The 13,525-nt window shown below is 40.5% G+C and carries 16 protein-coding genes, 3 pseudogenes and 1 riboswitch; of the genes and pseudogenes, 12 read left to right on the top strand and 7 right to left on the bottom strand.

Going from position 1 to position 13,525, the window contains the following annotated elements; all coding sequences use genetic code 11:
• Window positions 1–24: 24 nt before the first annotated feature.
• The 4 genes from LC033_RS11285 to LC033_RS11270 all read right to left on the bottom strand — a co-directional run bounded on the left by LC033_RS11285 (window position 25) and on the right by LC033_RS11270 (window position 3,638).
• The gene (locus tag LC033_RS11285; RefSeq protein ID WP_226568365.1) at window positions 25–906 is read right to left on the bottom strand and encodes a glycerophosphodiester phosphodiesterase; all 882 of its coding nucleotides are present in this window, start codon (window positions 904–906) and stop codon (window positions 25–27) included.
• Between the two features lie 92 nt (window positions 907–998).
• Entirely contained in the window at window positions 999–2,333 is a 1,335-nt protein-coding gene (gene glpT, locus LC033_RS11280) for a glycerol-3-phosphate transporter (RefSeq protein WP_226568363.1), read from the bottom strand.
• Window positions 2,334–2,556: 223 nt separating this feature from the next.
• A complete protein-coding gene (locus LC033_RS11275) occupies window positions 2,557–3,312 on the bottom strand; it encodes a SurA N-terminal domain-containing protein (protein WP_226568361.1) in 756 nt (251 codons plus the stop codon).
• A 149-nt stretch (window positions 3,313–3,461) separates the two neighbouring features.
• Window positions 3,462–3,638, bottom strand: coding sequence for a hypothetical protein (locus tag LC033_RS11270; RefSeq protein WP_226568359.1), 177 nt, complete (start codon window positions 3,636–3,638; stop codon window positions 3,462–3,464).
• Between the two features lie 543 nt (window positions 3,639–4,181).
• Between LC033_RS11270 and LC033_RS11265 the strand changes: the two genes are divergently transcribed.
• Entirely contained in the window at window positions 4,182–5,417 is a 1,236-nt protein-coding gene (locus tag LC033_RS11265; protein ID WP_226568357.1) for an MFS transporter, read from the top strand.
• A gap of 47 nt (window positions 5,418–5,464) precedes the next feature.
• Here the strand turns inward: LC033_RS11265 and LC033_RS11260 are convergent.
• Window positions 5,465–5,584 (bottom strand): annotated as a pseudogene (locus LC033_RS11260) (DUF255 domain-containing protein); the annotation flags it as partial.
• Window positions 5,585–5,748: 164 nt separating this feature from the next.
• On the opposite strand from LC033_RS11260, the pseudogene LC033_RS11255 reads away from it, so the two are divergent.
• The 8 genes and pseudogenes from LC033_RS11255 to LC033_RS11220 all read left to right on the top strand — a co-directional run.
• Window positions 5,749–6,000 (top strand): annotated as a pseudogene (locus tag LC033_RS11255) (DMT family transporter); the annotation flags it as partial.
• 60 nt (window positions 6,001–6,060) lie between these two features.
• The gene (locus LC033_RS11250) at window positions 6,061–6,321 is read left to right on the top strand and encodes a metal-sensitive transcriptional regulator (RefSeq protein ID WP_003217059.1); all 261 of its coding nucleotides are present in this window, start codon (window positions 6,061–6,063) and stop codon (window positions 6,319–6,321) included.
• A gap of 123 nt (window positions 6,322–6,444) precedes the next feature.
• Window positions 6,445–6,927, top strand: coding sequence for a DsrE/DsrF/DrsH-like family protein (locus tag LC033_RS11245; RefSeq protein WP_226568355.1), 483 nt, complete (start codon window positions 6,445–6,447; stop codon window positions 6,925–6,927).
• Between the two features lie 14 nt (window positions 6,928–6,941).
• A pseudogene (locus LC033_RS11240) lies at window positions 6,942–7,296 on the top strand (rhodanese-like domain-containing protein).
• A gap of 47 nt (window positions 7,297–7,343) precedes the next feature.
• The gene (locus LC033_RS11235; protein WP_226568353.1) at window positions 7,344–7,904 is read left to right on the top strand and encodes a sulfurtransferase TusA family protein; all 561 of its coding nucleotides are present in this window, start codon (window positions 7,344–7,346) and stop codon (window positions 7,902–7,904) included.
• A gap of 15 nt (window positions 7,905–7,919) precedes the next feature.
• Window positions 7,920–9,062, top strand: a complete 1,143-nt coding sequence (locus LC033_RS11230; protein ID WP_226568351.1) for an MBL fold metallo-hydrolase — start codon at window positions 7,920–7,922, stop codon at window positions 9,060–9,062.
• A gap of 19 nt (window positions 9,063–9,081) precedes the next feature.
• Window positions 9,082–9,312 (top strand): sulfurtransferase TusA family protein, encoded by a 231-nt coding sequence (locus LC033_RS11225; RefSeq protein ID WP_226568349.1) that lies wholly within the window; start codon window positions 9,082–9,084, stop codon window positions 9,310–9,312.
• Between the two features lie 56 nt (window positions 9,313–9,368).
• Window positions 9,369–10,142 (top strand): sulfite exporter TauE/SafE family protein, encoded by a 774-nt coding sequence (locus LC033_RS11220; RefSeq protein WP_226568347.1) that lies wholly within the window; start codon window positions 9,369–9,371, stop codon window positions 10,140–10,142.
• Window positions 10,143–10,198: 56 nt separating this feature from the next.
• On the opposite strand, the gene LC033_RS11215 is transcribed toward LC033_RS11220, so the two are convergent.
• On the bottom strand, window positions 10,199–10,375 hold the full coding sequence (locus tag LC033_RS11215) for a hypothetical protein (protein WP_226568345.1): 177 nt from the start codon (window positions 10,373–10,375) through the stop codon (window positions 10,199–10,201).
• 351 nt (window positions 10,376–10,726) lie between these two features.
• Window positions 10,727–10,826: riboswitch (purine riboswitch) on the top strand.
• Between the two features lie 78 nt (window positions 10,827–10,904).
• Between LC033_RS11215 and LC033_RS11210 the strand changes: the two genes are divergently transcribed.
• A complete protein-coding gene (locus LC033_RS11210) occupies window positions 10,905–12,077 on the top strand; it encodes an MFS transporter (RefSeq protein ID WP_226568342.1) in 1,173 nt (390 codons plus the stop codon).
• 38 nt (window positions 12,078–12,115) lie between these two features.
• Here LC033_RS11210 and LC033_RS11205 read toward each other — a convergent pair whose 3' ends face one another.
• Window positions 12,116–12,490 carry a hotdog domain-containing protein gene (locus tag LC033_RS11205; RefSeq protein ID WP_226568439.1) on the bottom strand — a complete coding sequence of 125 codons (375 nt, stop codon included), beginning with the start codon at window positions 12,488–12,490 and terminating at the stop codon, window positions 12,116–12,118.
• A gap of 42 nt (window positions 12,491–12,532) precedes the next feature.
• Here LC033_RS11205 and LC033_RS11200 point away from each other — a divergent pair, with 42 nt between their 5' ends.
• Together LC033_RS11200 and LC033_RS11195 are read left to right on the top strand one after the other, a co-directional pair.
• Window positions 12,533–12,700 carry a hypothetical protein gene (locus LC033_RS11200; protein WP_226568340.1) on the top strand — a complete coding sequence of 56 codons (168 nt, stop codon included), beginning with the start codon at window positions 12,533–12,535 and terminating at the stop codon, window positions 12,698–12,700.
• Window positions 12,701–13,001: 301 nt separating this feature from the next.
• Window positions 13,002–13,460, top strand: a complete 459-nt coding sequence (locus tag LC033_RS11195) for a MarR family transcriptional regulator (protein ID WP_099679444.1) — start codon at window positions 13,002–13,004, stop codon at window positions 13,458–13,460.
• Window positions 13,461–13,525 lie beyond the last annotated feature (65 nt).

The following is a 13,525-nucleotide window of genomic DNA, read 5'->3' as shown; positions in this document are numbered from 1 at the left end:
GTCCGGCCGCAAGGCTTTTGTTGTTTACATCCAAGCTTTTACACGCTGAAAGACGTCTGGAAAGTTGGTGAACAGGCCGGTGACACCGTATTGCAGTAGACGTGTCATGTCTGCTTCGCTGTTGACCGTATATGGATGAAGGAGGAGCCCGTGGCTTCTTACCTGCTGCACATTCTCAGGTGTTAATGCTCTAAAATTCGGTCCGACACCCACCGCGTAAGATTTGATCATGTCGAGCTGATTGTCTGTGATGTTCGTCATTTGGGTTCTGTCTAATAGCTGTACTTTCGGAAGGTGAGGGGCTAGTTTCTGTAGTTTTAACAGACTCTCTTGACTAAAGGATTGGATGATAACCTGCCCTTTTCTAGCATGTTTACCGAGAAGGTGATGTTTTTTTAAGGTGGCCAATAATTTTTTTTCCATTTGCGGATAAAGGTCTGGTTTTTTTGTTTCAATATAATAATTCTCTCGTTTGCCGAAATAGCGTAACACCTCATCTAATGTGAGTACTCGCTGACCAATATAGTTGGCATTTTGTCTGTCAGGATAAGCTTGGTTAAACCATGCGCCGGCATCGAGCTGTTTGATTTCCGCAAGTGTGAGATCTTTGACCCAGCCTGTTCCGTTTGTGGTTCTGTCAACGGTCTCATCATGCATGACGATGAGATGTCCATCCTTTGTCATTTGAAGGTCGAGTTCAAGGTAATCCGCATTCATCTTTGTGGCGAGCCGGTAGGAAGCCAGGGTATGCTCTGGTGCATACCCTGATGCTCCGCGATGTGCAACGTTTAGAATACGATCTGGAGATAAAAGATTTTCATGTGCCGATATGGTGGTCGGCACCGCCACAACAGACAGTAAAGCAAAAGAGAGTAACACGAAAGCAAGTAATCTACTTTTATTCATATTTTTTCCTCCTTCTACGGTAACTTCCTTTATCATAAGGAATAGATGTAAAGGGAATGTTGAGCGGATATGAATCTTTTATGTGATTTTCATTAAGCTTGCTCTACACGCTTTCCTGTATTCCATGTCATGGCAAGGAAGACAATCGCAAGCACACAAGAACCAACCAGTAAAATGAAGCCTCCTGTCCAGTCATAGTGATCCACTACTACGCCCATCATCGCATTGGCAAAGGCAGATCCGCCAATATATCCAAAAAAGCCTGTGAGCCCGGCAGCAGTACCAGCAGCTTTTTTAGGAGCGAGATCAATCGCTTGAAGTCCAATCAGCATGACAGGCCCGTAAATCAAAAAGCCGATGCTGATGAGGGCAATGTTATCAATCATTGGATTGCCAGCAGGGTTTAACCAGTAAACGAGAACTGCAATTAAAACACCAACCATAAAGATTACGCCTGCTGGTGCACGGCGGCTTCTAAAGAAGCGGTCACTGATCCATCCACACAATAATGTACCGGGAATGCCTGCATATTCATACAGAAAATAAGACCAGCGTGAATGCTCTGGTGAGAACCCCTTTGCCTCCGTTAAATAAGTAGGTGCCCAGTCTACGACACCGTAACGAACGAAGTACACAAAGACGTTGGCAATGGCGATATACCAAAGGAATTTATTGTTGAGTACATATTTAAATAAGATCTCTTTCACTTTTAATTCTTTTTCTTGATCTTCATATGTTTGAGCCGGATAGTCGTTTCGATATTCTTCGATTGGCGGAAGACCAGCGGATTGCGGGGTGTCCCGAACGAGAAGAATGATCACGAAGGAGACGATAATGGCAATGATGGCAGGGAAGAAAAAGATACTTTTCCAAGTCGCAAACAGCACAATACCTAATGTGATGAGTGGTGCAAGGATACCCCCGCCAATATTGTGGGCGACGTTCCAAATGGACATTTTCGTTCCCCGTTCACTGATTGAAAACCAATGCGCCATTGTACGTCCGCATGGTGGCCAGCCCATTCCTTGAAACCATCCGTTTAAAAACATGAATAAAAACATGATCCATACACTGGATGTCACCCATGGAAATGAAACAAATAGGATATTGATAAGGGCTGATAGAAAAAGGCCGGTTGCTAAAAAGTATCTTGGGTTACAGCGATCTGATATTATGCCCATGATAAATTTACTAAAGCCATAAGCGATGGAGACAGCCGCTAGCACAAAGCCTAGTTCACTTTTGGTGAATCCTTCTTCCTGTAAATAAGGGATGGCAAAGGCAAAATTTTTGCGTAACAAATAATAGCCCGCATACCCGATAAATATACCTAAAAAGACTTGCAGCCGCAGCCGTTTATAGGTCTCGTCTGTTTTGGCATCATCGAGCCTGTCGATATGCGGAGCGGGTTTAAACCATTTAAACATAAAGATCCTCCTCTTGTAGATGTCCGATTGACTAAAAAAAGTCTTAGATCTGCCTTCGATCTTGTACTTTTTCAGAGACAAAAGAATTGATAACGCCTTCTTTTGTAATCCCATCATATCGGATGGAGGAGAGGTTTATAATGAGGCTTTTGTCATAATTTCGGAAAAAACTTCATCAAGTGACGAAAAAAATCCGCACAATGGCGGATTTTTTCATAGGCGGTTAAGTGGACACATCAATTTTCGCAGATTTCTTTAGTTTTTCAATTTCTTTTTGTATTTCTTTCTGCTTTTCTTGAGATTCTAGCTGTTTTTTGATTTGTGATTTCACATCTTTGTATTCTGGTGCTTTTTGCTTTTGTTTTTTTATTTGTTCGGCGTATTGATCATAGTACGCTTTGACGTCTTTTTCAGAGATAGACGCTGTTTTGATTTCTTTTTCGACATATTGGCTGTATTTGATGCTGTCGGCAATTTCACCTTTTAGCAGATCTATTGTGAGTCCGCTCTTTTTGAGTGCTTCTTCGAATTGAGCGTTGTCTTTAAATTGTTTCTTTTCTTCTTTTAGCTGCTTATCTACTTGCTTGTCAGAGGCTTTGAAGCCTTTCTTCTCAGCATCTTGCAGGATGAGCTCTTGACCTACAAGTGCTTCAATGGTTTGTTTTTTGACTTCTTGTGCTCCTTCTTTAGATGTTGGGTCTTGCCCTGTTTGCTGAAACTGCCCTTGAATGGTGGATAATGCGCTATTGTATTCACTGCCTGTGATTTTGTCTTTGTTGACGGTCGCAACGACCTTTTGATCGTCAATTTTTTGTGCGTCTAACTTCTTTTGCATGTCTTCCATTTGCTTTAGCTGCTCTTTTTGGTCTGCCTGCTTTGCTGAATCGTTTTGCTTATCCTGTTTGGCATCGTTTGATGAGCAGGCTGCCAGCCCCACAGATAACAGACAAGCGATGAGTGTATATGATACCTTTTTCATCATTTTCTCTCCCTTCGGTATGAGAACATCTAGAGTGCATTCTAACCGTTTTAGATGAAAAATAAAACCATACAGACGATTTGTTATCGGATTGACATTTTTTTCTACTTGTCCTCGTTTTGTCTTCTCGCAGTCATCATATGACAAAGTCAATCGTGGAATAATTGTTCCATCGCCTCGTCGATATGAGTGATCGGCTGGCGGCAGCTGTAGTTTTCACAAATATACACAGTCGTCTTGCCGCCGATTGTTTTGTAATCTTTTGCAAATGGTGCGAGCTGTGTCAGGTCATTTCCTGTTTCGGCGGTCAATATACCAAAAGGCATGAAACGTTTCTGAAGTGCTTTTAAAAGCTGCTCTTTGCGAGGGTCGACGTTTTTTCCAAGAATGATGATTTCTCGTTTCTTAGAAGTTACGGTAATATACTTGTATTTGGAGATTTAGTCGGGAATAAAGATAAAGCCATTAACAACGAAAACTTTATTAACTTTTAATGTCAATAATAAACAAACTTGCAGGTAAATTCTCTTTTGGAGAGCTTTACTGCAAGTTTTAAATAAATACACATATTGTTGTGGGGGTAATTATCCAGGGAAATGTCTTCCCTTTATCACAGAAGTGAAAAAAACCATATAAAGAAAATATTTTAACAATAACCATAAAATGGATGCCTAAATTTATGTTATTGTTAATACATGATCCGGATGAATCCGTATCCATTCCTACAATGAATATCATCCAACCATTAGATATTTGAGGGTTTGAGGACAGTCTTTTATTAGAGATTGAATAGATTATTGGAGGAAGAAAGAACCAGGGAAATTTATAAAAGGTGTATTTACGAAGTTTAGAAACGAAGGGGGAAAAAGGTGAATAAATCTTTTTATTATTTATGGGGAAGTATATCTTTTGGTAAACTTGCCTTATCATTATATACAATGACCATTACTTTGACTATCTTCTCGATTACGCATTCGGCAACATTTGCTTCAGTAGTTATGCTAATACATGTGTTTGGGAAACTACTGAGTTCCTTTGTATTCCCTTTAGCTACTGAAAAAACTCCATTAAAGAAAATTTTAAGTATTTCACTGCTGGCGCAATTTTTGTTAATTACAATTATTGTAGGTGTACTAACATTAGAAATAAATCAGGTTCTGAAATTAACAGTTATTTACTCTTTGATCGGTCTAGCAGGGTTTACAGATGGATTTGTTTCCCCATCTCGGATTTCGCTCATACCTGAACTAGTAGAAAATACAAAGATAGGGAAAGCAAATAGCCTAATTAGTACCACCGATCAAACATTCGCTTTACTCGGGTGGTCTGTGGGAACACTTGCTATCAATTATTTTGGGAGCAATCTTGTTTTAATCTGCACTTTAACTCTATTGATGGTTTCTTTTTTCTCGTCATTACAGTTAAAGACTAGAAAGGTAAAAGAGGCTACAAAAAGACCGAAATGGGAAAGTATCAAAACTGGTTGGTCCATTCTTTTTAGTAAAAAGGATTATATGAGAACTATAACCACTATGGATATTTTAGAAGGTATTGCCTCGGGAATTTGGATTGGAGGTATAACTCTGGTATTTGTAAATGAAGTGCTGAAAAAAGGGGAGCAATGGTGGGGCTTTATTAATACCAGTTACTATGCAGGAAGTATTTTAGGGGGAATTCTAATAACAATTTTCTCTATCAGGCTTCAAAAGCATTTAATAAAAGCAATCATAACAGGTTCTTATATAGTTTGTATAATGGTGCTTTTTTATGCTATTAACACAACAGCATGGATATCTCTAATTTTGGTTGTTTTAATGGGGCCCTTTTATCAACTAAGAGACATTTCACAACAAACTTATATCCAAAAAGTTACATCGGAGGATGTGCTATCTAAATTATATGCTGCTAAGGATAATCTTTATTATTTAATATTCGCTCTTTCAGTATTTATTATAGGCTTGATTTCTGACTATATTGGTGTTGTGTATGTCTACTATTTTGCATTTTTGCTGTATTTAACTTCTTCACTTTTTGCTATACTTACATTCAGAAAGTCAAATCAAAGCTCACAGATTAATGATGTTGTAAGGGTCGATGGAAAATAGACTGATTAGCTTTTTATCTTAATGATATTCTAATAAACATGCCATCAGTGGCAACAGCTATATCCAATACTTACCAATATCGGTTTGTTTTCTTTTTTTGCTTTATTAAATGCTTCTTTTCCCTATGGAAACCAGTTCACGGGTTTATGAGCATGTTGAAGAAAATATCATTTTTATTTCTTTATCAAATGAGTAAATAAATTAATTGATCAAATCTTTTTGAGTGTAAAGGGGTTTAAGGCCATTTTGTTTGATTTTAGATGGCACTACTTTAACAAAGGTACGGGGGAAAATAACCGATAGTGCTTTGGCTTCTAAGATTTGAAAGCCCTTTGAGAGCGGGCTTCTTTTGAATCTGCTGAATGCTCCGAAGTGGCAGCTTAGTGCGGTATTTCTTGGAACGGCTTATTTAATACTTACGGTTATTGCTGTTCCGCGAATTGGTGTGATTGCCTCGAATATTGCTGGACAGCTGACCATTGGTATAATCATTGATCATTTTGGCTGGTTTCATAAATTGGTGATCTCACTCGATATCAAACGAATGCTGTCATTATTTTTTATACTGAATCATCATGTTTGACTAAATACCTCTTAGGGTATACTATCTGTTCATAGAAAGAATAGAAAGGAGTGTTTGTACGTGGAATATAATCAGCAGATGAAGAATCGTCTTCGCCGAATTGAAGGGCAGATCAAAGGTGTCCTTGCGATGATGGAGCAGGGAAAGGATTGCCGCGAGGTGGTGACGCAGCTGTCTGCATCACGCAATGCCATTGATCGGGCAATGGGTGTGATTGTGAGTACAAATCTTGAGCAATGTGTCCGTGAAAGTCTTGAACAAGGCAAGGATACGGAGGGTCTTGTGAAAGAAGCGGTTGAACTATTGGTGAAAAGCCGGTAAGAAATTCCTCAGCCTTTGGAGGTTGACGAATTTTTCTACTTGTTATAATATACCCTTACCGGTATTTGTATATTTTTTGTTTTCGATATACCCCCATGGGTATTTTAGATAAGGAGGAGCATAATGGAAGAACAGAAGAAACGGACGACGATTGTTTTATTTAGTGGAGATTATGATAAAGCGATGGCCGCTTATATTATTGCAAATGGCGCAGCAGCTTATGATCATGAGGTCACTATTTTTCATACTTTTTGGGGGCTGAATGCCTTGCGTAAGGAAGAGATGGTGCCATTGAAGAAGGGATTTTTAGAAAAAATGTTTGGCAAAATGATGCCGCGCGGTGCTGATCGAATGGGGCTGTCAAAAATGAATTTTGCAGGAATGGGACCGAAGATGATTAAGCACGTCATCAAAAAGCATAATGCCATGACCTTGCCGCAGCTCATTGATATGGCAAAGGAACAGGAGATTAATCTCGTAGCATGTACAATGACGATGGATCTTTTAGGGCTGCAGGAGAATGAATTATTAGCTGACATTCAATATGCCGGTGTTGCTTCATATTTAGCAGAGGCTGAAATCGGGAATGTGAATTTATTTATTTAGTGGGGTGATAACACATGATTCAAACGCTTTTGTTCATCATCGTCATCGGTTTGCTTGTGAGTCATTTTCTTCCCGTCCGGGGTGTGAAACAAATCAAAGCAGCCGATATGGAAGCTAAACGGGCATTGTATAGATCAGCAACTGATTGATGTTCGATCTCCCGTCGAATTTCAAACAAACCATATAAAAGGATTTTAAAATATCCCCTTACCTCAGTTAAAAGAACAAGCACATCAGCTTGCGAAGGAAAAAGGGGTCTATGTGATATGCCAAAGCGGGATGAGAAGTATGCAGGCAGCCAACATATTAAAGAAACAAGGATTTACCCATATGACGAATATCAAGGGTGGTATGAATGCTTGGCATTAAGTGCGTATAAAAATATACCCCCGTCCCTATAAAAAGGAGGACATCATATGCAGCAACCAACTGTCATTTTAGATGCAAAAGGATTGGCATGCCCGATGCCGATTGTAAAAACGAAAAAACAAATGAATGAGCTTTTGCCAGGTGATGTGCTTGAAGTGCAAGCAACCGATAAAAGTTCTACAGCAGATTTAGCGGCTTGGTCAAAAAGCGCCGGTCATGAATTTTTAGGAACAAAAGTAGAAGGACAGGTGCTTCATCATTTGATCCGTAAGGGCGGAGCGAAACAGGAGGAGGAACAGTCAATGATTTCGGAGATGTCTTTGAACATGTTTCAACAGAAGGTAAAAGAAAATCGGTCTTTGTTTATTTTAGATGTACGAGAGCCGGATGAATACGGAGCGGGCCATATTCCAGGAGCTGTTCACATCCCTCTTGGCGAGGTGGAACAACGTGCTGAAGAATTGAACCGGGAGACGCTCATTTACCTCATCTGTCATTCAGGCAGAAGAAGTGAATTAGCCGCACAAAAGTTAAAAGAAAAAGGATTTCATCAATTGATCAATGTAGTGCCAGGCATGAACAGCTGGACAGGAGAGATTGAAAAATAGGAGCTGAATGAAACCATGACTGTAAAAGCAATGACAGCAGAACAGTTAACAAAAAAGATCATCAACAAAGAGCCCCTCTTTTTGTTGGATGTACGAAACGAATCAGATGTACAGGACTGGAAGATTGAAGGGAAAGCCGTTGAATATGTCAATGTACCTTACTTTGAGCTTCTCGATGGCGTAGAAGGTATTTTAAAGAAAGTACCAATTGGTCGAGAAATGCTAGTTGTTTGTGCCAAAGAGGGCTCTTCTATCATGGTGGCGAAGATGCTGTCAGAGGCGGGCAGGACTGTCCATTATTTGCAAGGCGGCATGAAGGCATGGAGTGAGCATGTAGAGCCAGTGAAGGTTGGTGATTTGACTGAAGGTGGAGAGTTGTATCAATTTGTACGGATGGGCAAGGGATGTCTGTCCTATATGATCATGTCGAATGGGGAAGCTGCAATTGTAGATGCAGCTAGAATGACGGATGTCTATATCAATTTTGTTAAAATGCATGGTGTCACCGTGACGCATGTACTTGATACCCACCTTCATGCGGATCATATATCAGGTGGTAAGAAGCTGGCTGATCAGTCTGGAGCGCTCTACTGGCTGCCGCCAAAGGATGCTGAAGAAGTGACGTTCCATTACAATCGTCTGGAGGAAGGGCAGAGAATCACCATTGGAGAGACCACCATTGGCATTCGTCCCTTATACTCGCCAGGTCATACAATTGGTTCAACCTCATTTATCGTTGACGATCAATATCTTCTTACAGGCGATATTCTATTCGTTGATTCCATCGGAAGACCTGATCTAGCTGGAATGGCGGAGGATTGGGTAGGTGATTTAAGAGAAACGCTGTATGAGCGGTATACCGCGCTTTCGAAAGAATTAATCGTTCTGCCTGCACACTTCATGACCATGGAAGAGGTCAATGAAGACGGGAGCGTTTGGCAGGAACTAGGTGCGCTATTTAAAGACAATCATGGGCTGAACATTGAGGATGAAGACGTGTTTAGACGGATGGTCACGCAGGATCTGCCTGCACAGCCAAATGCCTATCAGGACATTCGGCAAACCAATATGGGCAAGCTGAATCCAGATGATGAAGAGCAGCGAGAAATGGAAATTGGCCCAAACCGTTGTGCGATTCGATCATGTTTAATAAAATAAAGAGGAGAGGGACGATCAGATGACATCAGATCACATATTAGACGTAACAGGGCTTGCATGCCCAATGCCGATTATTCGAACAAAGAAAAAAATGAATGACTTAACGGAAGGTCAAGTATTAGAAATACATGCAACAGATAAAGGAGCTAAAGCTGATTTGGCGGCATGGGCTAAGTCAAGTGGACATGAATTGATCACACAGACAGATGAAGGACATGTACTGAAGTTCTGGGTGAGAAAAGGGTCCTAAAGGAGGAAGGGGTATCTATGACAGAGCCCCTTTTCCTTTTGCAAAGGAGGAGACCAGTGGATTTTGCGTTTTTGATTACACTATTTATCATCGGATGTGTTGGTTCTTTCTTATCAGGAATGGTAGGGATTGGAGGATCTGTGATCAACTATCCCATGCTACTTTACATTCCGCCTCTTGTCGGTGTGATGACGTTATCAGCACACGAGGTATCGGGGATTAGTGCTATTCAAGTGCTCTTTTCGACGCTTGGTGGTGTACTGGCGTATCGGAAAAGCGGATTTTTACATCGTTCATTGATTTTATATATGGGGAGCAGTATATTGGCGGGAAGCTTAATGGGAAGCTATTTATCCCACTTCGTTCCAGAGAAAGGGATGAATTTCGTCTATGGATTACTCGCGATTGTAGCTGTCATCCTCATGCTGTTTCCGAAAAAAGGACAGCGTGCAGACGTAGAGGGTGAAGTGACCTTTCATAAAGGGCTGGCAGTGGGCATTGCCTTTGTGATTGGCAGTGTGTCAGGCGTGTTAGGCGCTGGCGGAGCATTTATTTTGGTGCCGGTCATGCTATCTATTTTAAAAATTCCTGTACGGATGACCATTGCGTCGTCGCTTGCCATTACATTTCTTTCTGCAATTGGTGCATCTGCTGGAAAGATAATGACAGGGCAAGTGATGCTCGTTCCTTCTATTGTGTTAATGGTAGCAAGTTTGGCAGCTGCTCCGATTGGTGCCAAGGTCGGCCAGAAAATCAATGCCGTCTACTTGCAATGGGTACTGGCCGTGATGATTACAGCGACAGCGATCAAAATTTGGCTGGATTTATGATAAAGAAAAAGACCAACTGAGAGAGCAGAAGCTGCTTTAAAGTGTGTTGGTCTTTTTTATTTGACGTCATCATGCTCGATATAGGTTTCAAGTGCTAGATGGTACTCTTTTTGATAATGAAGGTTGGGACATGTTTTCACAACTTTACCTTGTAGGGCATTAGACTTTGAGACTTCTAATGATGTTTTACATTTAGGACAGCGTTCGGCAAACAATGATGGCAAGCGCTTCATAGATTACCACTCCAGTTAAAGTCTTAAAAACCGATTATATTAATATGAATTATAGGGGATCGTGTAAGCGAGGTCAATGGGCATTTAGGTTTTTTATCAGGTTCACTTGAGATGTCAGTAGGAACTTCTCAGCATCGATTCCTCTCGGTTAAAGATCGATTCAAGCTACTATTCCTGATCTACGTTGATCATTATTCGTTGATTTTTCATCCGTTTACCTGTAAATGCAGGAGAAAGCAAGTTGTTCAGCTGGTTCGTTGATTGCCTTTGTCGCGTCTTTTGCTTTGATCCACAAATGCCAGGAATTCACTGTTTTTGCAACTTGCGTGTTATGTAAGGCTATGCTAATATATTTGAAGATAAAAATAGACTTGTATAACCTCAATAATATGGTTTGAGGGTTTCTACCAGGATCCGATAAATCCTGATTACAAAAGCGTGCTTTCCTTTTTTGTAATCAGGGTTTTTTTTGTTTGTCTACACCCTGAATTAACAGTGAAAGCCATGATATACAGAAGGGATGTTAGACATGAACTGGAGAGTATATTTATTAGCGGTTTCTACTTTTGCGGTTGGATTAGTTGAGCTTGTGGTCGGGGGTATTTTGCCGAGCCTTGCAGAGGATTTGAATGTGTCTCTTGCGACAGCTGGGCAGCTCATCACAGTATTTGCGATTGTGTATGCCATTTCAGCACCGGTGCTGCTCACCGCCACAGCCAAAATCGAACGAAAATGTCTTTATTTAATTGCGTTATTGGTGTTTACACTAGGAAATGTGTTCACTTATTTTAGCTCGACCTTTGCCCTTGTGATGATTTCAAGGATATTGATTGCGATGAGTACAGCGCTTGTGGTGGTGTTATCACTGACGATCACCGCCAAATTGGTGGAACCAGCGCATCGAGCGAAAGCATTAGGTCTGATTTTTATTGGCATTAGTTCATCACTTGTTCTAGGTGTACCGATCGGTATTTTTATTACAGAGAGCTTTGGCTGGAGAGTGATGTTTTTAGGAATCAGTATTCTATCGGCCATATCCATGGTACTGATCTATTTTCTATTGGAAAAAATGCCTGTTGAACAAGTCACACCTCTTAAAGAACAGATTCGTTCTTTAGGGCATCCAAAAATTTTTAGTGCACACTTGATTAGTTTGTTTATGCTTGCTGGTCATTATATGCTTTATTCTTATTTCACCCCATTTCTGATGGAAGTTCTGCATATGACACCGTTTTGGATTAGTATTTGTTATTTGGTATTCGGGCTTGCGTCTATTGGCGGGAATGGTTTTGGCGGATGGCTTAGTGACAAACTGGGATCAGGGAAAGCCATTTTGTTTGTGACAATGGCGTTTGCGGCTGTGATGTTTATCATTCCTTATACAGCGGGTGTGTTTGTGGTATTTATGGCGATGGTTGTCCTATGGGGAGCGCTCAGCTGGGCACTGACACCTGCTCTGCAAAGCTATTTGATTCAAACAGACCCAGTGACGTCCGATATTCAGCAAAGTTTAAATACATCGGCTTTGCAAATTGGCATCTCGATTGGATCAGCAGTGGGTGGCGTCATGTTTACAATGACCGGTTCATCTGTTGATTTGGCTAAATTCGGTGCTGTGTTTGTGATGATTGCCTTTAGCTGTGCTGTGCTTTCGTTAAAGAGACCGCCTCTTTATATGGAAAATCAGAATCGTGCTGAGTAGCTGCCTTTGATGAGGCATCTTGTTTTATATCTTGTGTTCTATTTCAGAATCACACCTTCACTTTTTCCAGTAATGACTTCTTTACCATGCTGGTTGATATAGCGGGAAAAAAGCTGAACACGGTCATATTGTTCAAGGGGTTCCACTTTGGTGACGGCTATTTGACAGGTAATCGTATCACCTGTATAAACGGGGCGGATGAAGGTACATGACATGTCTTGACCAATAAAATGAAACTGACCGCCAAGCCTAGTGGTCAGACTTGCTGTGAGAAAGCCATGAACCATTCGCCTGCCCTGGTCATCCAGCTCCATATGGTGTTTGCCTAGGTCGCCTGTCAATCTGCCGAATTGAATCACGTCTTCATGTGTATAGGTTCTGCTTGTTTGAAATTGATCACCTGGTTGAACCATCATTCCATCAACTCCTTTTTTTTAAATGTACCAATTAGGTGAATGAGTGTACATTCATTTTTATTCGTTCTTACTTCATATATTCTCTCCGCAGCTAGCTTGTTTGCCACACTGAAAAGAGGGACCGAGGATGGTCTGTATAAACGAATTGCTATTGGTCAGCTGACTGAAGAGGAAAAGGATGTCTTACAAAACAAACAAAAAAAATAGAAACAAACACATTCTCATCATTAAAAGATATCAAGGGGAAAGGAGAGCCACCTGAGACACCTCTCCTTTTTTGTTATTCAAAGAGCATATGATTGTTTGATAGAACGAAATCGTCCCTTTTTCATTATATAGGATAGTAAATAAAAGGAAAAGGTGCTGTGATATATCGTGTAATCTAGTAAAAAAGTACTCATAATTATCAGGTCTGATGGACCGTTATTTTTCTCGCATTCACATTTCTTTTGACTCCTCTATTGATTATTAGTATTATTTTATTAACCAGTTAAGAGTGGAGGTTCAGATGGAAACAAAAGAGCAGATTGTATTAAAAGCGATTCAAGATCTGATTATGCATAGGGAAAAGAGACGGAACGATCCAACAGATCCACTGATTACCACGACTGAAACACTCAAGCAAGATTGGACACTCACACAGCTTCACATTTTATCGATGATTCAAGCCAATCCAAACGAATCAAATAATACATTTCTTTCACAGCAACTGAAACTGTCAAAGCCAGCCATTACAAAGGCTGTGAAAAAACTGATCGAAAAAGGCATGGTAAACTATAACCATCGGCAAGGTGATAAGAAGTCGGTCTATTATTCACTAACAGAGGAAGGTACACAATTGGCGGCACTGCATGATGAACTTCATGAAAAAGCAGTGACATCCTATTTAGAATTCCTCCATCAGTTTAATGAAGATGAATTACAGGTGATTGAGCGCTTCTTAAAGGCTTGGAAGGAAAAGATATAAATCCTATTCACATAATATTGGTAAGGGCTATTTGTCTAGGGTGAAAATAAATGAAACCCCACGCT

This window comes from Bacillus stratosphericus (genome assembly GCF_020524495.1).
In the GTDB taxonomy this organism is placed as follows: Bacteria; Bacillota; Bacilli; order Bacillales; family Bacillaceae; genus Bacillus; species Bacillus stratosphericus_B.
The sequence above is the reverse complement of the archived record's forward strand: the minus strand, read 5'-3'. Positions and strand labels throughout refer to the sequence as shown.

Coding starts and splice junctions, on each gene's coding strand:
- LC033_RS11285 (WP_226568365.1), bottom strand. CDS start 906: ATGAATAAAAGTAGATTACTTGCTTTCGTGTTACTCTCTTTTGCTTTA.
- glpT (WP_226568363.1), bottom strand. CDS start 2,333: ATGTTTAAATGGTTTAAACCCGCTCCGCATATCGACAGGCTCGATGAT.
- LC033_RS11275 (WP_226568361.1), bottom strand. CDS start 3,312: ATGAAAAAGGTATCATATACACTCATCGCTTGTCTGTTATCTGTGGGG.
- LC033_RS11270 (WP_226568359.1), bottom strand. CDS start 3,638: ATGCCTTTTGGTATATTGACCGCCGAAACAGGAAATGACCTGACACAG.
- LC033_RS11245 (WP_226568355.1), top strand. CDS start 6,445: ATGGAAGAACAGAAGAAACGGACGACGATTGTTTTATTTAGTGGAGAT.
- LC033_RS11235 (WP_226568353.1), top strand. CDS start 7,344: ATGCAGCAACCAACTGTCATTTTAGATGCAAAAGGATTGGCATGCCCG.
- LC033_RS11230 (WP_226568351.1), top strand. CDS start 7,920: ATGACTGTAAAAGCAATGACAGCAGAACAGTTAACAAAAAAGATCATC.
- LC033_RS11225 (WP_226568349.1), top strand. CDS start 9,082: ATGACATCAGATCACATATTAGACGTAACAGGGCTTGCATGCCCAATG.
- LC033_RS11215 (WP_226568345.1), bottom strand. CDS start 10,375: ATGAAGCGCTTGCCATCATTGTTTGCCGAACGCTGTCCTAAATGTAAA.
- LC033_RS11210 (WP_226568342.1), top strand. CDS start 10,905: ATGAACTGGAGAGTATATTTATTAGCGGTTTCTACTTTTGCGGTTGGA.
- LC033_RS11205 (WP_226568439.1), bottom strand. CDS start 12,490: ATGGTTCAACCAGGTGATCAATTTCAAACAAGCAGAACCTATACACAT.
- LC033_RS11200 (WP_226568340.1), top strand. CDS start 12,533: ATGAGTGTACATTCATTTTTATTCGTTCTTACTTCATATATTCTCTCC.
- LC033_RS11195 (WP_099679444.1), top strand. CDS start 13,002: ATGGAAACAAAAGAGCAGATTGTATTAAAAGCGATTCAAGATCTGATT.